Genomic DNA, 18,287 nt, shown 5'->3' on the forward strand with positions numbered 1-18,287 from the left:
AGTCAGTGCCCTTGTCACGTTCGGACAGTGCTTTCTCGCGGAAGCTGGCAAGGATCTGGGATAAAACTGATGGCATCGTACGTTCCTTATTTATCGTGCTTCTAGGCAATCACAGAGCCTGACGCTACGCTCCAGATCCGTCCTGAAATCCAGTACTTATGGGTGCCGGGTGAGCTAGCACATGAGGAGGCTCCACACTCAGTTCCGGTTTATGAGAAGAATTGTAAGATGCTATAATTACACATGCAATTCCGCTTTACAGGCTTTATGTTACGCTAGACTGAAAAGGGATTTACACACTCAGTTCCGGATACTCTATAAATCAAACAGTTACCAGCCAGAACCGGGTTATAACCCGAACAATGATGGCGACGCGATCTGCAGGGTGCGAATGCTCAACTCAGGCAGGCAACCCCCACACGAAACCGCAACCGGATCTGGATTTGCGCAAACACCGGAAGCGCTAAAACACAAACCCCAGAAACGACAAAAGGCAGCCCTTTCGGAACTGCCTTTTGTACTACTGCGATCGAAGCGATGCTTGATAACAGCAGCTTAGATGGTGCGGACGGAGAGACTCGAACTCTCACAGCTTGCGCCGCTGGAACCTAAATCCAGTGTGTCTACCAATTTCACCACGTCCGCGTGGTCTAACCTTTGAAACAAAAGCGCCGGGCTTTTTAAGACCCAGCGCTCTTTTCGAATATGGGGTGGACGATGGGGATCGAACCCACGACACCAGGAGTCACAATCCTGTGCTCTACCAACTGAGCTACGCCCACCATATTGCGTTTACATCTACATCTGCTGCGCCTAGCTGCCTAATGGCACGCCCGGCAGGACTCGAACCTGCGACCATCCGCTTAGAAGGCGGATGCTCTATCCAGCTGAGCTACGGGCGCTTATCAATCTGCAAGCAGACTTTAAGTCTTTCGGCATCTGCAGTCACAGCCTATCACTAGGAGATTCTGCGTTTGCCGTCTTATCCAGCAACTGGCTGTGTTCGACAGCGGGGCGAATATTAATGAGTGTTCTCGTACCCGTCAACACTAAAATCGAAAAAAAATCAGTTAGATAAAGGAGTTACATGAAAATAGTAGGCTCGCGCCTTTGCCCGACACCTTCTACATGCGAGAATACACACCCTTTTCCATCCCCCCTCAATGGTTAACCAAGCGCAATGACTGCACAACTGATTGACGGCAAAGCGATCGCCGCCAGCCTACGCCAGCAGATAGCCCACCGTGTCGCCGAGCGCCGCGAGCAGGGTCTTCGTGCACCAGGCCTGGCAGTAATCTTGGTCGGTAGCGATCCGGCCTCTCAGGTTTATGTCTCACACAAGCGCAAGGACTGTGAAGAAGTCGGCTTTGTATCTCAGGCTTATGACCTTCCAGCTAGCACCAGCCAGCAAGACCTTGCCGACCTGATCGACCGTCTTAATGACGAAGCGAGCATCGACGGCATTCTGGTGCAATTGCCGCTGCCGGATCACCTCGACTCATCATTGATCCTCGAGCGTATCCGCCCAGACAAAGATGTCGACGGCTTCCACCCGTACAACATTGGCCGCCTGGCTCAACGCATGCCGTTGCTGCGCCCTTGCACACCGAAAGGCATCATGACCCTGCTGCACAGCACAGGCGTGGATCTTTATGGTTTGCACGCGGTGGTTGTCGGTGCCTCCAATATCGTCGGTCGTCCGATGGCGATGGAATTGCTTCTGGCAGGCTGCACCGTGACCATCACTCACCGCTTCACCAAGGATCTGGCTCGCCACGTCAGCGATGCAGATCTGGTTGTAGTTGCCGCCGGCAAGCCGGGCCTGGTGATGGGTGAATGGATCAAGCCGGGCGCGATCGTCATTGATGTCGGTATCAACCGCCAGGAAGACGGCAAGCTGATTGGCGACGTGGTGTACGAAACCGCCCTGCCCCGCGCTGGCTGGATTACCCCGGTTCCAGGCGGCGTTGGCCCCATGACGCGCGCCAGCCTGCTGGAAAACACCTTGCACGCTGCTGAGCATCTGCACGACTGATTAGCTTGGCGCGTACAGCAAAACGCCCCGACTGCTTGCAGTTCGGGGCGTTTTTGTTTTAACAGCGCGATAGCAAAACCTACTGACGCACCAGACGGCGATTATCCGGCGCAATAGGCGAGGTGCTGCGATACGGATTGATATCCAGCCCGCCTCGGCGCACATAGCGCGCATAGACAGTGAGTGATTCTGGCTTGAGCAAACGCTGCAAATCCAGAAAGATGCGCTCGACGCACTGCTCATGAAAATCAGCGTGCTGACGGAAGCTCACCAGGTAAGCCAGCAAACTGGCTTGATCAATGGCCGGGCCGCGGTATTCGATCACCACCGTGCCCCAGTCCGGCTGACCGGTCACCGGGCAATTGGATTTGAGCAGGTTACTGTAAACAGTCTCACTCACCACCCGCTGCGCGTCACAAGCCAACAATTCCGGACGCGGCTGCGCATAATTGCTTATCGCAACGTCCAACTCGTCAATGCAGGTGCCAGGCAACTGCGCGACGCCTTCGGCGGCAACCTCATTAAGGCTGCGCACACGCACGGCCACCGGCTTGCCCGCAGCAGCAGACAAATCCTTGACCATAACCGCCGCCACAGCGTCGGCATCGGCGAATACGGATTGGTTGAGTGAGTTCAGGTAGAGCTTGAACGACTTCGATTCGATGATATTGGGTGAGTCTGCCGGAATCGCGAACTCGGCCATCGCCACGACCGGCTTGCCGCTCGGCAGCAACCACGACAACTCAAAGCAGTTCCAGAAATCCACGCCCTGATAGGGCAACGTCTCAGCCGTCAGCCCCAACTCGGCCCACTTCGGCGCACGCGGTATCGGAAACAACAGCTGTGGCGAGTAAGTGGCAATGTATTCACTGGACTTGCCCAGCGGCGAATTTTCAGCAGAGTGATGCATGACGGCAACCCAATCAGAACGCTACGTTAAAAGACTCAAGCCAGCTCAGCGACAATATCTGCCAACGCCTGCGCGGGTGACACCGCCTTGCTGATCGGGCGACCGATAACCAGATAGTCGGAGCCAACTTGCAGCGCCTGCTTCGGCGTGAGAATCCGCCGCTGGTCGTCCAGCGCGCTGCCTGCCGGGCGAATACCCGGGGTAACCAACTGCAATTGCGGATGAGCGATTTTCAGGGCTTGCGCCTCTTGCGCAGAGCAGACCAAACCGTCGAGCCCCGACTGCGCCGCCAAACCGGCCAGACGCAGAACCTGCTCTTGCGGCTCAACATCAAGGCCAATGCCTGCAAGATCCTCGCGTTCCATGCTGGTCAGCACGGTCACGCCGATCAGTAGTGGCTTCGGTCCATTCAGTGATTCAAGGGTTTCGCGGCATGCTGTCATCATGCGCTGGCCGCCTGAGCAGTGCACATTGACCATCCACACGCCCATTTCAGCCGCTGCCTTGACCGCCATCGCCGTGGTATTGGGGATGTCGTGAAACTTCAGGTCAAGAAACACCTCGAAGCCCTTTGCGCTCAATGCCGCGACGATATCTGGCCCGCAACGGGTGAATAACTCTTTACCAACCTTGACCCGGCACAGAGCAGGATCAAGCTGATCGGCAAGTGCCAGGGCAGCATCACGAGTCGGGAAATCCAGGGCAACGATAATCGGCGTCTGGCAAGCAGGCATGGGTGTTCTCTCGGGTCAGTCAAATTCGCCGCGCATTGTAGCGTAAGGCGCTGCGCCTTGCTGACCCGCTAATCAACATTCAACATTTGCAGGCGCCGGGCGAGATCTGACTGACAATTGATCTGCACACGCTGCAGCCCGAGCCAGTCGCACATGGCCTGCAAGTTTTGCTGCAAAGCCCGCAGCGCCTCCTCATCCAGCCCATGCACCTCAGTGTGCAGCGCATGCACAGCCAGAACCCCTGCCGCCCGCTCAGCCCGCAGATCCACCCGTGCCAAAAGCTGTTCATTGTGCAGAAACGGCAGCACGTAATAGCCATACACACGCTTGTGTTGCGGTGTATAAATTTCCAACCGATAGCGAAAATCAAATAGCCGCTCGGTACGCGGTCGCGCCCAGATCAACGAGTCAAACGGGGACAGCAACGCACTGCGCTGCACTTTGCGCGGGATGCTGATTTGCGCCGGCGCATAAGCGGCCTGCGGCCAGCCCTCGACGCTCATTTGCTGCAGCGCGCCCTCCTCCAAAAGCTCGGCAAGGCGCGCTTTGCTGTCGACAGCATCGAGGCGGAAGTAATCGCGCAGGTCCGCCTCGGTTGCCACGCCTAATGCATGCGCTGCAAACAACAGCAATTGGCGCTGCGATTCAGCCTCATCTGGCACCGGCTGCTCCAGCACAGCTTTGGGCAGGACGCGCTGCGGCAAATCGTACAGGCGCTCAAAGCCTTTACGCTGCGCAACCGTTACCTCACCCGCGGCAAACAACCATTCGAGCGCGTGCTTTTCTGCACTCCAGCCCCACCAGCCGCCAGTTCCTTTACCGCCCGAAGCCAAACTGCCCGCCCCTAAAGCGCCACGCTCCTGCACCTGTTGCAGAACCTGCTTGATCAACGGCTGTTGTTCGCGACCGAAAGCGGCCAACTGCTTATAAATCCCCGCTCCGGCTCGGGCACGCTGCATGCGCCAGACCATCAGCGGATAACGCTCAAGCGGCATTAACGAGGCTTCGTGCCCCCAGCACTCGAAAAGACTGCGTTTAGGCCCCCACGCCTCGCGCTCTAGCAGTACTTGCGGGTAAACACCTAATCGCGAGAACAGCGGCAAATAGTGCGAACGCACTAGCGCATTCACCGAATCGATTTGCACCACAGCCAAACGCTGCAAGGCAGACCGAATCTGCGCCGCCTTCGGCGCCTGCACACGTTCGGTCGCGCGCCCGTGAAACCCTTGCGCCGCCAATGCCAGGCGGCGCGCCTGCTTGAGAGAAAGTGACTGCTCGCTGCGCATTAACCAGCCTCCTTGTGGGATTTATCCATGATGCCGAGAAACCCGTTCAGGCGCAGCAAGCAATCAACCTTCACTCATTTACTCAAAGGGTCATCCCAGAACGGCCGCCGGGTTTCTTGCATGATATCGGCCCGGCTCAAGCCAATATCCTTGAGTGCGGCATCACTCAATGCAGACAGACGCCGACGCTGGCTCGATAGCTGCCGCCACCGCATAAGCCGCGCATAGACAGCACGCAAAGCTGATAAAAGACCGACAGACGCATGAGTCGGCACACTGACAATCGCATAACCTTTTTGACCTTTCATCTCATCGCCCTCCTGTGGGGTTGGCGACAGTTTCACTCCGGGCTTATGATCAATCTAACGAATGTTTCTTATGTCTTGCATCTCTGAGATTGATCAATGGCCAACTACCCCAGCATCGACAGCGAGCTGCTGCGCACCTTCGTCGCCATCGCCGATCACGGCGGATTTACGCGCGCAGCCAATGCCGTGAACCGCACGCAATCGGCTGTCAGCATGCAGATGAAGCGCCTCGAAGAAGATGTCGTGCAGCGCGCGTTGTTTGAGCGCGACGGCCGGCAGGTCAAGCTGACCGCGGAAGGCCAAGTGCTGCTGGGCTATGCGCGGCGCATTCTCAAGCTGCACGGTGAAGTAATAAACACATTGCGCGAGCCGCACATGGTCGGTTCCGTGCGAATCGGTACACCGGATGATTATGTGATGCGCTTTATGCCGGGGATTCTGTCGCGCTTTGCCCAGGAGTTCCCGCTGGTTCAGGTAGAGCTGCATTGCGAGCCCTCCTTTCAGCTCCTGCAACGCCACGACCTCGACCTGACCATTGTCACCCGCGAGCCAGGCACCGAGATTGGCCAATTACTCCGCCAGGAGCGCATTGTCTGGGCCGAGGCTCAAGGCTTCAGCCCGCATGAGCAGGAGCCGCTGCCACTGGCCATGTTCAATTCACAATGCTTTTGCCGGTCCTGGGCCTGTAATGCATTGGACGCAATCGGTCGCGAATACCGGCTGGCTTATACCAGCCCCAGCCTGTCGGCAATCATGGCCGTCGTCAGCGCGGGGCTTGCGGTAACCGCGCAACTGCAAAGCCTGATTACGCCCGACATGCGCATTATCGGCGAAGCAGAAGGTTTACCGCCGATGCCATCAGCCAGCATCGTCCTGCTGCGCAATGAGCAAAGCCAGTCTCCGGTGACCGAAGCACTGGCCGAACAGATTGTTGAAGGCTTCAGACTTTAAGCCACAGCGAAGCCGCGCAAACCAGCAAAAAACCCGCGAACAAGCCGCGCAGAACCTGCTCTGACAACGCATGGGCAAGCTTCACGCCCCAACTGATACTGAGCAGACCGCCGATTGCTAACGGCAAACCAAGCGCCCAGTCCACATGATCATGCAACGCATAGGTGACCAGCGTCACCCCGGTGCTCGGGGCTGCCAGCGCCAGCGAGAGGCCCTGAGCGATCACCTGTGTAGTGCCGAAAATACTGGTCAGCACTGGAGTTGCCAGCACCGCACCACCCACACCAAACAAGCCGCCGAGCAATCCCGCGCCACCTCCGAGTGCAGCCAGCCAAGGCCACGGATAGCGCAACTCGGTGCCACCAGCAGGTGGGCGAAAATAGATCCGCGCCAAGTTGTACAGGGCCAAGGCAATCAGAAATCCGACGAATGCCAAACGCATGCGCCCGGCATCGAGGCCGACCGCCCAACTCGCGCCCATCAATGCAAAAATGAAGCTGCTTATGGCCAGCGCCAGCGCATGGCGAATATCAATCCGGTTGCGCTGGTGATAACGCCACAGTGCCAACAGCACATTAGGCACAACCATGACCAGCGCGGTGCCCTGAGCCATCTGCTGATCGAGACCGAATAACACCCCCATCGCCGGGATTGCAATCAGACCACCGCCGATGCCGAACAAGCCGCCGAGAGAGCCAAGTGCGGCGCCTAATAACAGGTTTAGAACAAAATCGATCACACAGGCCTCAGGGTCAAAAGAGCAAACACGCAAAAATGCCGCCTACTCAAGCAAGCAGCAGATGGCGCCAGATTAACGGCTCGCGACTATCCCGGAAACGCACAACAGCGCACAATGGCTATGCGCACCATGCAAAAGCAGGACAACCATGAATCCGGATGCACTCAACGCTCAACTCAGCCTTTTTCTCGATGTGCTCGACACCGGCAGTTTTTCGGCCGCTGCCAGACGTCACCCGTTAACACCGTCAGCCGTGGCCCGGCGCATGGATTCGCTTGAGCGCTCACTTGGCACGGTATTGTTTAACCGAACCACCCACGCTGTGCGCGTCACACCCGCAGGGCAAGCTTTTGCCGAGCGCGCCAGACGCATTCTTGGCGAGCTGAATCTGGCCCGCGCCGAAGCGGTATCGCTGACAACCCAGCCAGAGGGATTGATCCGCATTGATGCGCCCTCACCCTTCGGCCGCCGGCATCTGGCGCCGGCCATTGCCGACTTTCTCAAAGCCTATCCGGGCCTTGATGTGCAGTTACGCCTGATCGACAGTTTTGTTGATTTGCAGGGCGAGCATCTGGGCGAAGTTGATTTGGTGTTGCGCATCGGCCCAATGGCCGACACTCGCCTGGTGGCGACGCCGCTCTCGCCGCTGGTACGGGTTGCCTGCGCCAGCCCCGAGTATCTGGCGCAACACGGCACACCGCAGTCCCCTTCGGAGTTGACCGAGCATCACGGACTCGATTGGAGCATCCTCGCCCCGCCGCACGCGTGGCGATTTGAAGACTCAGGGAAAACCAACGCGTACCGCCCCAAACGCCTGCGCATGACCGCCAATAACGCCGAAGCCTTGCTTTTCAGCGCAGTAGGCGGCCTCGGCATCGCCCACCTGCCGACGTGGTTGATTCACGAGCACCTGCTGCGCGGTGAACTACAGGCGTTGTTTTGCCAAAACGGCCTGCCGCCCGCCGAACCCAGCGGTATCTACGCCTTGCGCCTGGACCGCGAAAGCACGTCACGCAGCCGCTTGCTGCTGGAGTTTCTCAAACAACGCTTCGCCCCCGTAGCGCCATGGGACCTTTCCCTGCAAAGCCTGTTCGCCGCGGGTTAAATACCGCCGCAAAAGCCATACACAAAGCTCCCCAAGCCCAACGATCGCCATGACGGATTAACCTGCGGTTTATCCATCCTCCACATCCCGATCACAGACAACACCAACCCGGAGGATGGATAGCCCCTTCGGGGCAATCCGTCATAGCAATGTGTGCAACGCCACATCTCCCGCGCGTGGCATTCCATAATCCGGCAAATCGCCAAAAACGAACGCAAAAACCCACCACACCCAGAGATCGCCATGACGGATTAACCGGCGGTTTATCCATCCTCCCCCATCTCGGGAAATACCAAAACCGGAGGATGGATAGCCCCTTCGGGGCAATCCGTCATAGCCATTTGTGCAACGCCGCACCTCCCGCGCGTGGCATTTCATAACCCGGCAAATCGCCAAAACCGAACGCAAAAACCCGTCACGCCCAACGATCGCCATGACGGATTAACCTGCGGTTTATCCATCCTCCACATCCCGATCACAGACAACACCAACCCGGAGGATGGATAGCCCCTTCGGGGCAATCCGTCATAGCAATGTGTGCAACGCCGCACCTCCCGCGCGTGGCATTTCATAACCCGGCAAATCGCCAAAAACAAACACAAACCCCAACCACACCCAGAGATCGCCATGACGGATTAACCGGCGGTTTATCCATCCTCCCCCATCTCGGGAAATACCAAAACCGGAGGATGGATAGCCCCTTCGGGGCAATCCGTCATAGCCATTTGTGCAACGCCGCACCTCCCGCGCGTGGCATTTCATCATCCGGCAAACCGCCAAAACCGAACGCAAAAACCCGTCACGCCCAAAGACCGCCATGACGGATTAACCGGCGGTTTATCCATCCTCCACATCCCGATCACAGACAACACCAAGCCGGAGGATGGATAGCCCCTTTGGGGCAATCCGTCATAGCCATCTGTGCAACGCCGCATCACATGCACGGGGGCTTTGGCTATTCAACAAATCGCCTGAACCACGCCCAAACCTCGTCGCCCCTACGACCGAAGCCAAATTGCAGCCGAAAAAAAGCCCGGCGCAATGGCCGGGCTCTTTTGATCGCAGGTTAAAGCAGGTCTTAGACCGGTGCTTTAGCGCGCGACTTGTACTCGCCAGTGCGGGTATCGATTTCGATCCAGTCGTCGATTTCGCAGAAATCAGCAACCTTAACTTCGGTACCGTTGCTCAGCTTGGCAGGCTTCATCACCTTGCCAGACGTGTCGCCACGTGCAGAACCTTCGGTGTAAGCGATCTGACGAACGATGGTAGTCGGCAGGTCAACAGAAACAACTTTGCCTTCGAAGAATACGGCTTCGCAAACGTCGGTCATGCCGTCAACGATGAAAGGCATAACGCTTTCCAGGTCGTCTTTGTTCAACTCGTACTGGTTGAACTCTTCGTCCATGAAAACGTAGTTCGGCTCGCTGTAGTACGAGTAGGTTACGTCTACGCGATCGAGGATAACCGGCTCAAGCTTGTCGTCAGCCTTGTATACGGTTTCAGTCGAGGAACCGGTCAACAGGTTGCGCAGCTTCATTTTAACGATGGCACTGTTACGACCGGACTTGGTGAACTCGGCCTTTTGGATAAGCCAAGGTTGGCCGTCGATCAGAGCCACACTGTTGGGCTTCATTTCTTGTGCGGTTTTCATACTAATATCCGGATTTGAATGGAGTTACAGAATTCTGAGCCGCGTATCATAGCCAATTTTGCTGAAACTGCACCAGCGTCGTCGCAAGATCTTGATATTCGGCCTGCTGCTCACACCACTTTTCGGCATGCGCCGACAGCTCATCCCAATGCAGCAACACCGCCTGCCAAGGCTCTGCAACCGACTCCTGCGCACTCCAAGCCTGCCACAGCGAGGTGATTGCGGCGCCAGCCAGCGGCGATAAGTCGCGACAGTAAAGCGACAAAAAGGCCTGCATTTTTTCCCAATGGGCGCCTTCTTCCTGCTGATAGATATGCCACAACAGCGGTCGGCCCGCCCATTGCGCGCGCAAGAACGAGTCCTCTCCTCGTACCGCATTAAAGTCGCAACACCAGAGCAACTGGTCGTATTGGCGCTGCTCTATAAACGGCAAGATATTGATTTGCAGCGCGCCCCTGCGCTGCGAGTCGCCCGCTTTCAGATCATCAACCGCCAGCCAGCGACCAAGGTCCGCGAGAATTCGCCCTTCAGGCACCAGCAACTGGGTGCATTGCGAATCTTGCTCAAGCACATCCAGCCAGCTGGACAGACCTGCACTCTCGTAGGTAAACAGTGACATCAGCCGCGCACAGGCGATGGGCTCAACACCTATCGAGCGCAAAAACTGCTGACGAGCCTGCTCATTCGCCACAAAATCCTGGCGCTGTGTAAGCAAACCCGCCTCACGCAGCAAACCACCGGTGCTTTCAGTAAAGCCCGGGAAAAAGAAATACTTCTGCACGCCCCCGGACTGTAACGATGGCAAGCCATGACAACCACTCACCCAATCCTCTGCGCTCAAATATTCAAGGTTAAGCCAAAGAATCCGCCGCTTGCCCTCGGTAATCGCACGCACATAGGCCGCAGGCAATTCACAGGCAAACGCCTCGATTACCACATCAGCGGGTTCGACCGGCTGCCACTGACTGTGCCAATGACGCACCTCCACCCCGAGCTGCAACTGCTCGCTAGCGTCCGGGCTGGCCTGAGGACAAATGCGTGCAAATGCGGCGACATCATCGACCCACAAGCGTACGTGCAGCCCATGCTCCGCTACCAATTGCCGGGCAAGACGCCAAGTAACCCCGATATCGCCGAAGTTATCGACAACACTGCAGAAAATGTCCCACTTCACAAATTTTCGCCCTTGACTCAACAGCGCCCAGTTTAGCCTTTCGCCGCAGGCTAGGGGTATCCGGCAAAAAGCTGCAGACAGAAAAAACCCACCGCTGGGGTGGGTTAAAGTGAACCGAAGGAGCAACTCGGCTCAAGGGAGGAAACAGGTATTCACATGGTCATCGAGTAGTTGCTTGGCTCGAACTCGGACAGTTGCGACGCCCAGGCAGCTTTGCAGCGATCGGCATCCTCACGGGATGCGAACGGGCCGGACATCTGCACACCATCAACCACAATAAACCAACAAGCCAACGCACCTCTGGCGCGAAGCGCTTCAGGAACGGCACTGCCGACAAGGGACATAATGCTGAGTTGGGGCATACGAACCTCCATAACTTTGGATGGGTCTATTTTCAGACACCCCCGCAGGAATGAACAATCAGCAGGATTAATAGTGGTTATGGCTTTTTAAGATTGCGCTTTGCAGAGGATCTGTGCGCAAAGCCAGGACGCTGGGTAATGCGTGGCGCAGGCACCGCAGAAATAGCGCCCATAGAATGCAAAAAGCCCCGTAAATCTAAGATTTACGGGGCTTTTTGAGAAAGTGGCGGTGAAGATGAGATTCGAACTCATGATACGATTTCTCGTATACACACTTTCCAGGCGTGCTCCTTCAACCGCTCGGACACTTCACCGGATCTCGAAGACATTGCTGTCTGTCGAGGCGCGCTAATGTAGCCGAAGATGGATTTAAACGCAAAAGTTTTTTCAGGCTATTCATGCGCTTATGAGATTTTTCTCTGATCACGGGGCTTTTTAGCTATCTGTTGGCAGGCGAATCTGCCGAATCGCCCCGCATAACGGCACGGCCTGCTGCGCAATCGCAGGTGGAACAGCTGTACGCTGACCCATCAGTCAGTCACCGCACTTTACCGGCGTCGATTGTATGGGTAACGTCAGCCAACTTCTTGAGTAGGAAACCCGAGCATGAGCGACCTGATTAGCTATCAACTTGAAGACGGTATTGCCACCCTGACCCTGAGCAATGGCAAGGTCAACGCCATTTCTCCAGACGTAATCGCCGCGTTCAACACAGCACTGGATCAAGCCGAGCAAGACAAGGCCATCGTAATCATCACTGGCCAGCCAGGTATTTTGTCTGGCGGCTATGACCTCAAAGTAATGACCTCTGGCCCTCAGAACGCAATTGACCTGGTCGCCGCTGGCTCGACGCTGGCCCGACGCATGCTCGCCCACCCCTATCCGATTATCGTGGCCTGTGGCGGTCACGCGGTAGCCAAGGGTGCGTTCATTCTCCTCTCTGCCGACTACCGGATTGGTGTTGAAGGTGCGTTCAGCATTGGCCTCAACGAAGTGCAGATCGGCATGACCATGCACCACGTCGGCATTGAACTGGCGCGTGATCGCCTGCGCAAATCGGCGTTCCAACGCTCCGTCATCAACGGTGAGATGTTCGATCCGCAGGGCGCACTTTCAGCCGGCTTCCTTGACAAGGTTGTCGCCGCCGACGCGTTGCTGCCAACGGCACGGGCCGCGGCCGAGCAAATGAAGAAGATCAATATGAAGGCGCATAAAAACACCAAGCTGAAGGTGCGCAAAGCGCTGCTTGAAACGCTCGACAAGGCAATCGAACTGGACAAATCGTTCAGTTTCTAAGTGCTTCTGCCCTGCATGAACGTGCCTGAAGGCATGTTTGTGCAGGGTTTTGCGCCTCCCCACTCCCCCCGCAAGCATCAGGCCAGAGCCTCTGCGCCTTGCCCTCGATTGTGCTGGTAACAACCTGTTGTCTATGGCTAATTGCTGTTCCCGAGCGGCCCTCGTACACTGCGCGCCCTTATTTCAAGTCGGTCGTAGCTGATGCTTTTTATTGCCCGGATGCTGTTGATGGGGCTGCACTTCGTAATTGCCGGTGTAGCCGGTTTGCTGCTGTGCATCTGCCGTCCCTTTAACCCCGACAACAGTCGCCTTTGCGCCCGCCTCTACTCAATACCCGCGTTGTGGATTTTGCGCATAAACCTGAAAACCGAGGTCTCCTCGCTGTTCGCGAAAAAGCGCGCGTGCGTGATCATTGCCAATCACCAATCCAACTATGACCTTTATGTACTTGGCCGCGTCGTTCCTGAACGTACCGTCAGCCTGGGCAAAAAAAGCCTTAAGTGGGTGCCGTTCTTTGGTCAGCTGTATTGGTTGGCAGGTAATGTATTGCTGGATCGCGGCAATGCGCGCAAGGCCAAGCAGGCGATGCAAACCACCACCGAAACCCTGAAGAACCGCGACACCTCGATCTGGGTATTTCCTGAAGGCACGCGCAATCCGGGCCAGCAGTTGTTCCCATTCAAGCGCGGGGCTTTTCAGATGGCGATTGACGCTGGCGTGCCGATTATTCCGGTGTGCACCAGCCATTACGCGAGCACGGTTAAACTCGGTCGCTGGAACACGGGCAAAATCATGATCCGCTCGCTGGCCCCGATTGAAACGGCGCACATGACCCACAGCGACATGCCAGCATTGATCGAGCAATGCCGCGTGCAGATGCAAGACTGCATCGACCAGATGACCCGCGAGCTGATAGAGCAAGCAGCCGGTTAATCCAGCGCCCATGAAAAAGCCCGATACAGGCGACTGCATCGGGCTTTTTTACGCGTTATTGCTCACCGGCTAAAGCGCGGCAGACTCACGGCCATTGGCCACAAAACGCATCATCCACTCGGCAACAGTGCTGCCCTGATGCTGCTGCTGCAAGCTGTCGATGCCTTTGCGGTAGCTGTTTTCGCCGATGCACTGCTGGCGCAGATCGAGCAGCGCACGCGAGTAGCTGGGCACGAACTCGGGATGACCCTGGAAGCACAGGACTTGATCATCAATCGAGTAGGCGGCGATTGGACAAAACTCACTGGATGCCAACAAGGTGGCGTTTTCCGGCAGTTTAGTGACCTGATCCTGATGGCTAATCAGCAATGAAAAATCATTGGTCTGCGGCTGCAACCAGGCAGGCTTGTTGGCCAGCTGATAATTGTGCACGCCGACACCCCAGCCGTTAGTCGCACGCTCAGCCTTGCCGCCCAGCAACAACGCCAGCAGTTGGTGGCCAAAACAGATGCCCAGCAACTTGTCACCGCGCTGATAGCGGTCAAGCAAGTAGGTCTTGAGGGTTTCAATCCATGGATCAGTGCCGAAAGAATCTGCCTTGCTACCTGTTACCAGATACGCATCGTAAACCTCGGAGTCTGCCGGGTAATGACCGGCCACCACGTTGTAAACCGTGAACTCGGCAGCGATCGGCTGCTGAGCAAACAGCTGCTGAAACATGTAGCCATAGCCCTGATACTGGTCAACCAGCTCCGGGCGAAGATGATCGGTTTCCAAAATACAGATTTGCAACGGCATTAGGCAGAATCCCTAAACGCAGGTGATTGATATAAACCGTGTAATAGCGTGCCCTGCCAGGCGCAACTAGGCAATAGGCAGGGGCGCCCGTCGGGCAAAATATTACAAGAAAAATCTGCGATCGCAGATCATATTTTCTGATTAGCTAAAAAAAATGGCTGCAGCTTTAAACTGCAGCCATTTATTACGCCGATTTAACAGCTACTGAAACAACTGGCCCTTGGCAGCCTTGTCGAGCAGCAGCGCTGGCGGCAAGAAGCGATCACCGTATTGCTCAGCCAGGTATTCGGCTCGGGCGATGAAGTCTTTGATGGCGTACTGGTTGATAAACTGCAACGCGCCGCCCGTCCAGCCAGCGAAGCCGATGCCGAAGATCGAACCGATGTTGGCGTCGGCGACCGAAAGCAACACGCCCTCTTCAAGGCAGCGCACCGTTTCGATAGCTTGAATGAACAGGATGCGGTCGCGCACATCAACCGCCGGAATTTGCCCGTCCGCTTTCTCGAAGTGCTCCTTCAACCCCGACCATAGATGCTTCTTGGCGCCGGCCGGGTACTCATAGAAGCCGCCACCGGCCGCCTTGCCGCTGCGCTTGAACTCACTGAGCATCAGCTCAATTACCTCATACGCGGGATGCTCCGGCAGGGTTCGTCCCTCCTCGGCAAAGTCCTTGATGGTTTGCTTGCGGATGTGGCTCATCAAGCTCATCGAGACTTCGTCACTGATCGCCAGAGGGCCAACCGGCATGCCAGCCTTGCGCGCCTCGTTCTCGATCAGCGGCGCCGCAACGCCTTCGCCAAGCATCGCCAGCCCTTCGTTGGTAAACGTGCCGAACACCCGCGAGGTGAAGAAGCCGCGACTGTCGTTCACCACGATCGGGGTTTTCTTGATCTGCATGACGTAGTCAAACGCACGGGCCAAAGTTGCATCGCTGGTTTGCTCACCCTTGATGATCTCAACCAGCGGCATTTTGTCGACCGGGCTGAAAAAATGCAGGCCGATGAACTTGTCTTGTCCGGCCACAGCGGTAGCCAGCCCGGTAATTGGCAGGGTCGAGGTATTCGAGGCGATCACCGCATCATTCAGCGCTACAGCTTCAGCTGCTGCGGTGACATTGGCTTTCAGATCGCGGTCTTCGAACACGGCTTCGATAATCAGATCGCAGCCTTCGAAGTCGGCATCCTTGTCGGTTGCGCGAATGCGCTCAAGAAAGGCATCACGCTTGTCGACACTCATCTGGCCGCGACCGACTTTCTTCTCCAGCAGCGCAGCCGAATAGCTTTTGCCCTTCTCGGCCGCCTCGATGGATACGTCTTTGAGCACCACCTCGATACCGGCTGCCGCTGAGACATACGCAATCCCAGCGCCCATCATTCCGGCGCCGATCACCCCGACCTTGTGGGTTTTGCTCGGCTCGTATCCCTTGGGGCGCGAACCACCGGCATTGATCTGATTGAGTTGGAACCAGAAGGTGCCGATCATGTTCTTCGCCACCTGGCCGGTGGTCAGCTCGGTGAAGTAGCGCGCTTCAATCAGTTGCGCGGTGTCGAAATCGACCTGTGCGCCCTCGACCGCAGCGCACATGATTTTCTCTGGTGCGGGGTAGCAACCACGGGTTTTGTCGCGCAGTACCGAGGGCGCGATGGCGAGCATTTGCGCCACACTCGGCGTTGCCGGTGTGCCGCCCGGCATCTTGTAACCTGCCTGATCCCAGGGCTGCTTGGCCTCCGGGTTAGCCATGATCCAGGCACGGGCCTTGGCCATCATGTCATCACGGTCACTGGCCAGCGCATCGATCAAGCCGACCTTCAAGGCCGCATCAGGGCGCAACTTCTTGCCTTCGGCAAGGTACGGCAGGGCTTTTTCCAGCCCCAGCAAACGCACCATGCGCACCACCCCGCCGCCGCCCGGCAATAAACCGAGAGTGACTTCCGGCAAGCCGATCTGCACCGCGCTGCTGTCCAGCGCGATCCGATGATGGCAGGCCAGGCAAATCTCCCAACCGCCGCCCAACGCAGCGCCATTGATTGCCGCCACTACCGGCTTGCCGAGTGTTTCAAGGCGGCGCAATTGCGCCTTGATGTTAAGCGTCATCTGGTAGAACTGCGGCGCATCGGCCTGAGTCACCTTAACCAGCTCATTGAGGTCGCCGCCGGCAAAGAAGGTCTTCTTCGCCGAGGTGATAATCACCCCGCGAATCTGCTCCTTTTCAGTCTCCAGGCGTTCGACAGTCGCCGCCATGGCGCTGCGGTAATCCGCATTCATGGTGTTGGCGCTCTGGCCCGGCATATCAATGGTCAGAACGACGATATCGTCCGGGCCTTTTTCATAGCGAATAGCTTCAGTCATGCTGTTCTTTCCCCGACACTGTGCAGGCCTGCGCCGCTCAAGTTGGCGCACGGCTTGGCGTGATGATCAGATACGTTCAATGATGGTGGCGATACCCATACCGCCGCCGACACACAGCGTCGCAAGGCCGTAACGCAACTCACGCGCTTCGAGTTCGTCGAGCAAGGTGCCAAGAATCGCGCAGCCGGTCGCGCCGAGCGGATGGCCCATGGCAATCGAGCCACCATTGACGTTGACCCGCGATTCATCAACGGCCATTTCCTTCATGAACTTCATCACCACAGAGGCAAACGCCTCATTGACCTCAAACAAGTCGATATCACTGACTTGCAGCCCGGCTTTGGCCAGCACTTTGCGCGTAGCAGGCGCCGGGCCGGTGAGCATGATGGTCGGGTCGGTGCTGGTCACCGCCGTGGCAACAATCCGTGCGCGTGGTTTCAAGCCCAACTCTTCGCCCTTGGCCTTGGAGCCGATCAGCATCAGCGCCGAGCCATCGACAATGCCCGAGCTGTTGCCTGGCGTGTGTACGTGCTCGATTTTTTCGAGGTGGCTGTAAACCTGCAACGCGGTGCTGTCGAAACCCATCTGGCCGACCATGGCAAAGCTTGGCTTCAAACTCCCCAAGCCTTCAAGCGTCGAGTCCGCGCGGATGAACTCGTCATGATCAAGCAGCACCACACCATTTTGATCGGTGACCGGAATCAGCGACTTGTCGAATGAGCCATCACCGCGTGCGCGTGCGGCCTTCTGTTGAGAGCGCATGGCATAGCTGTCGACATCTGTGCGGCTAAAGCCTTCGAGGGTTGCGATCAGGTCGGCTCCAATACCCTGCGGGGTGAAATGGGTGTGCATGTTGGTTTGCGGGTCCATCACCCACGCACCGCCATCAGAGCCCATCGGCACGCGCGACATCGACTCGATACCGCCAACCACAACCAAATCTTCAAAACCCGAGCGAACCTTCATCGCCCCCAGGTTCACGGCTTCGAGCCCGGAGGCGCAAAAACGATTGAGCTGTACGCCGGAAACGCTGACATCCCAATCGGCAACCATGGCTGCTGTTTTGGCTATGTCTGCGCCCTGATCTCCGACCGGCGTGACGCAGCCGAGCACAATGTCATCGACCTGGCTGGTATCGAGGTTGTTGCGCGCCTGCAACGCGCGCAGTAGTCCAGCCACCAGATTCACGGGCTTGACGCTGTAAAGCGCGCCGTCTTTCTTGCCTTTACCACGGGGCGTGCGCACTGCATCGAATATGAATGCTTCGTTCATGTCGTCCTCATTCCTCCACGGGTGGGAGTTTGGCGGCGGTCACACCAGCTTTGGCTGGCACTCTACCGGTTCAGACTCCACCATACGCGCCAGCCCAGCGGACTCAATGACAGAACTGCTCAGGCCAATTGACCTGAGCGCTCAGACGAACGGTCAAATACTGGCGCTTTAGTGGCCAGCTCTGGAATTTCCTGTCTAGCGCAAGGGCTGCTCAATTCCTCGCGCATCAATTAATAACCATAAACACAAGAACGTGTGGCTTTAGAAACCAAATCTTATAAACAGAACTTCTCAGTCCCCCTACAGTTACCCGTGCTGGCAGTAAACGCGAGAGCGGTTCTGCGCATGATTCGCTGCCGGGTTTTGCCGGAGCGGTTAGCACCA

General features: G+C 57.0%; 16 protein-coding genes and 4 tRNA genes. 5 read left to right on the forward strand and 15 right to left on the reverse strand.

Going from position 1 to position 18,287, the window contains the following annotated elements:
- Positions 1-560: 560 nt before the first annotated feature.
- The 3 genes from BM395_RS00005 to BM395_RS00015 all read right to left on the reverse strand — a co-directional run bounded on the left by BM395_RS00005 (position 561) and on the right by BM395_RS00015 (position 902).
- Positions 561-645 (reverse strand) — tRNA-Leu (locus BM395_RS00005).
- Between the two features lie 61 nt (positions 646-706).
- Positions 707-782: transfer RNA gene (locus BM395_RS00010), tRNA-His, on the reverse strand.
- Between the two features lie 43 nt (positions 783-825).
- Positions 826-902, reverse strand: a tRNA-Arg gene (locus tag BM395_RS00015).
- Positions 903-1,180: 278 nt separating this feature from the next.
- On the opposite strand from BM395_RS00015, the gene folD reads away from it, so the two are divergent.
- Complete coding sequence (gene folD, locus BM395_RS00020; RefSeq protein WP_069898591.1) at positions 1,181-2,035, forward strand: bifunctional methylenetetrahydrofolate dehydrogenase/methenyltetrahydrofolate cyclohydrolase FolD; 855 nt, start codon at positions 1,181-1,183, stop codon at positions 2,033-2,035.
- Between the two features lie 79 nt (positions 2,036-2,114).
- Here the strand turns inward: folD and queF are convergent, their stop codons facing one another.
- The 4 genes from queF to BM395_RS00040 form a co-directional block, all read right to left on the reverse strand.
- Positions 2,115-2,945, reverse strand: coding sequence for an NADPH-dependent 7-cyano-7-deazaguanine reductase QueF (gene queF / locus BM395_RS00025; RefSeq protein WP_090508463.1), 831 nt, complete (start codon positions 2,943-2,945; stop codon positions 2,115-2,117).
- A 35-nt stretch (positions 2,946-2,980) separates the two neighbouring features.
- Positions 2,981-3,679 (reverse strand): orotidine-5'-phosphate decarboxylase, encoded by a 699-nt coding sequence (gene pyrF / locus BM395_RS00030; RefSeq protein ID WP_090508464.1) that lies wholly within the window; start codon positions 3,677-3,679, stop codon positions 2,981-2,983.
- A gap of 68 nt (positions 3,680-3,747) precedes the next feature.
- Positions 3,748-4,965 (reverse strand): winged helix-turn-helix domain-containing protein, encoded by a 1,218-nt coding sequence (locus BM395_RS00035; RefSeq protein WP_090508465.1) that lies wholly within the window; start codon positions 4,963-4,965, stop codon positions 3,748-3,750.
- Positions 4,966-5,039: 74 nt separating this feature from the next.
- A complete protein-coding gene (locus BM395_RS00040; protein WP_090508466.1) occupies positions 5,040-5,273 on the reverse strand; it encodes a DUF1127 domain-containing protein in 234 nt (77 codons plus the stop codon).
- 96 nt (positions 5,274-5,369) lie between these two features.
- On the opposite strand from BM395_RS00040, the gene BM395_RS00045 reads away from it, so the two are divergent.
- On the forward strand, positions 5,370-6,224 hold the full coding sequence (locus BM395_RS00045) for a LysR substrate-binding domain-containing protein (protein ID WP_090508467.1): 855 nt from the start codon (positions 5,370-5,372) through the stop codon (positions 6,222-6,224).
- On the opposite strand, the gene BM395_RS00050 is transcribed toward BM395_RS00045, so the two are convergent.
- On the reverse strand, positions 6,214-6,960 hold the full coding sequence (locus BM395_RS00050) for a sulfite exporter TauE/SafE family protein (RefSeq protein ID WP_425287575.1): 747 nt from the start codon (positions 6,958-6,960) through the stop codon (positions 6,214-6,216). The genes BM395_RS00045 and BM395_RS00050 overlap by 11 nt on opposite strands.
- A 151-nt stretch (positions 6,961-7,111) precedes the next feature.
- Here BM395_RS00050 and BM395_RS00055 point away from each other — a divergent pair, with 151 nt between their 5' ends.
- On the forward strand, positions 7,112-8,068 hold the full coding sequence (locus BM395_RS00055) for a LysR family transcriptional regulator (RefSeq protein WP_090508469.1): 957 nt from the start codon (positions 7,112-7,114) through the stop codon (positions 8,066-8,068).
- Positions 8,069-9,146: 1,078 nt separating this feature from the next.
- Here the strand turns inward: BM395_RS00055 and efp are convergent.
- The 4 genes from efp to BM395_RS00075 form a co-directional block, all read right to left on the reverse strand.
- Positions 9,147-9,719, reverse strand: a complete 573-nt coding sequence (efp, locus tag BM395_RS00060; protein WP_069898600.1) for an elongation factor P — start codon at positions 9,717-9,719, stop codon at positions 9,147-9,149.
- 46 nt (positions 9,720-9,765) lie between these two features.
- Positions 9,766-10,893, reverse strand: coding sequence for an elongation factor P maturation arginine rhamnosyltransferase EarP (earP, locus tag BM395_RS00065; RefSeq protein ID WP_090508470.1), 1,128 nt, complete (start codon positions 10,891-10,893; stop codon positions 9,766-9,768).
- 152 nt (positions 10,894-11,045) lie between these two features.
- Complete coding sequence (locus tag BM395_RS00070) at positions 11,046-11,255, reverse strand: hypothetical protein (RefSeq protein ID WP_069898604.1); 210 nt, start codon at positions 11,253-11,255, stop codon at positions 11,046-11,048.
- A gap of 224 nt (positions 11,256-11,479) precedes the next feature.
- Positions 11,480-11,569, reverse strand: a tRNA-Ser gene (locus BM395_RS00075).
- A 292-nt stretch (positions 11,570-11,861) separates the two neighbouring features.
- Here BM395_RS00075 and BM395_RS00080 point away from each other — a divergent pair.
- Together BM395_RS00080 and BM395_RS00085 are read left to right on the forward strand one after the other, a co-directional pair.
- Positions 11,862-12,551, forward strand: a complete 690-nt coding sequence (locus BM395_RS00080; protein ID WP_069898606.1) for a crotonase/enoyl-CoA hydratase family protein — start codon at positions 11,862-11,864, stop codon at positions 12,549-12,551.
- Between the two features lie 201 nt (positions 12,552-12,752).
- Positions 12,753-13,484 (forward strand): 1-acylglycerol-3-phosphate O-acyltransferase, encoded by a 732-nt coding sequence (locus tag BM395_RS00085; RefSeq protein ID WP_090508471.1) that lies wholly within the window; start codon positions 12,753-12,755, stop codon positions 13,482-13,484.
- 69 nt (positions 13,485-13,553) lie between these two features.
- Here BM395_RS00085 and BM395_RS00090 read toward each other — a convergent pair whose 3' ends face one another.
- From BM395_RS00090 to BM395_RS00100, 3 genes are all read right to left on the reverse strand, one after another.
- Positions 13,554-14,282, reverse strand: coding sequence for an amidotransferase (locus tag BM395_RS00090; protein WP_069898610.1), 729 nt, complete (start codon positions 14,280-14,282; stop codon positions 13,554-13,556).
- 201 nt (positions 14,283-14,483) lie between these two features.
- The gene (locus tag BM395_RS00095; RefSeq protein ID WP_090508472.1) at positions 14,484-16,631 is read right to left on the reverse strand and encodes a 3-hydroxyacyl-CoA dehydrogenase NAD-binding domain-containing protein; all 2,148 of its coding nucleotides are present in this window, start codon (positions 16,629-16,631) and stop codon (positions 14,484-14,486) included.
- A 66-nt stretch (positions 16,632-16,697) separates the two neighbouring features.
- Positions 16,698-17,903, reverse strand: coding sequence for an acetyl-CoA C-acetyltransferase (locus BM395_RS00100; RefSeq protein ID WP_090508473.1), 1,206 nt, complete (start codon positions 17,901-17,903; stop codon positions 16,698-16,700).
- Positions 17,904-18,287 lie beyond the last annotated feature (384 nt).

The sequence above is a fragment of the Pseudomonas marincola genome (genome assembly GCF_900116605.1).
Lineage (GTDB): Bacteria > Pseudomonadota > Gammaproteobacteria > Pseudomonadales > Pseudomonadaceae > Aquipseudomonas > Aquipseudomonas marincola.

Bases quoted from the DNA above. Each gene is read 5' to 3' on its own strand.
- folD (WP_069898591.1), top strand. From the start codon at position 1,181: ATGACTGCACAACTGATTGACGGCAAAGCGATCGCCGCCAGCCTACGC.
- queF (WP_090508463.1), bottom strand. From the start codon at position 2,945: ATGCATCACTCTGCTGAAAATTCGCCGCTGGGCAAGTCCAGTGAATAC.
- pyrF (WP_090508464.1), bottom strand. From the start codon at position 3,679: ATGCCTGCTTGCCAGACGCCGATTATCGTTGCCCTGGATTTCCCGACT.
- BM395_RS00035 (WP_090508465.1), bottom strand. From the start codon at position 4,965: ATGCGCAGCGAGCAGTCACTTTCTCTCAAGCAGGCGCGCCGCCTGGCA.
- BM395_RS00040 (WP_090508466.1), bottom strand. From the start codon at position 5,273: ATGAAAGGTCAAAAAGGTTATGCGATTGTCAGTGTGCCGACTCATGCG.
- BM395_RS00045 (WP_090508467.1), top strand. From the start codon at position 5,370: ATGGCCAACTACCCCAGCATCGACAGCGAGCTGCTGCGCACCTTCGTC.
- BM395_RS00055 (WP_090508469.1), top strand. From the start codon at position 7,112: ATGAATCCGGATGCACTCAACGCTCAACTCAGCCTTTTTCTCGATGTG.
- efp (WP_069898600.1), bottom strand. From the start codon at position 9,719: ATGAAAACCGCACAAGAAATGAAGCCCAACAGTGTGGCTCTGATCGAC.
- BM395_RS00070 (WP_069898604.1), bottom strand. From the start codon at position 11,255: ATGCCCCAACTCAGCATTATGTCCCTTGTCGGCAGTGCCGTTCCTGAA.
- BM395_RS00080 (WP_069898606.1), top strand. From the start codon at position 11,862: ATGAGCGACCTGATTAGCTATCAACTTGAAGACGGTATTGCCACCCTG.
- BM395_RS00085 (WP_090508471.1), top strand. From the start codon at position 12,753: ATGCTTTTTATTGCCCGGATGCTGTTGATGGGGCTGCACTTCGTAATT.
- BM395_RS00090 (WP_069898610.1), bottom strand. From the start codon at position 14,282: ATGCCGTTGCAAATCTGTATTTTGGAAACCGATCATCTTCGCCCGGAG.
- BM395_RS00095 (WP_090508472.1), bottom strand. From the start codon at position 16,631: ATGACTGAAGCTATTCGCTATGAAAAAGGCCCGGACGATATCGTCGTT.
- BM395_RS00100 (WP_090508473.1), bottom strand. From the start codon at position 17,903: ATGAACGAAGCATTCATATTCGATGCAGTGCGCACGCCCCGTGGTAAA.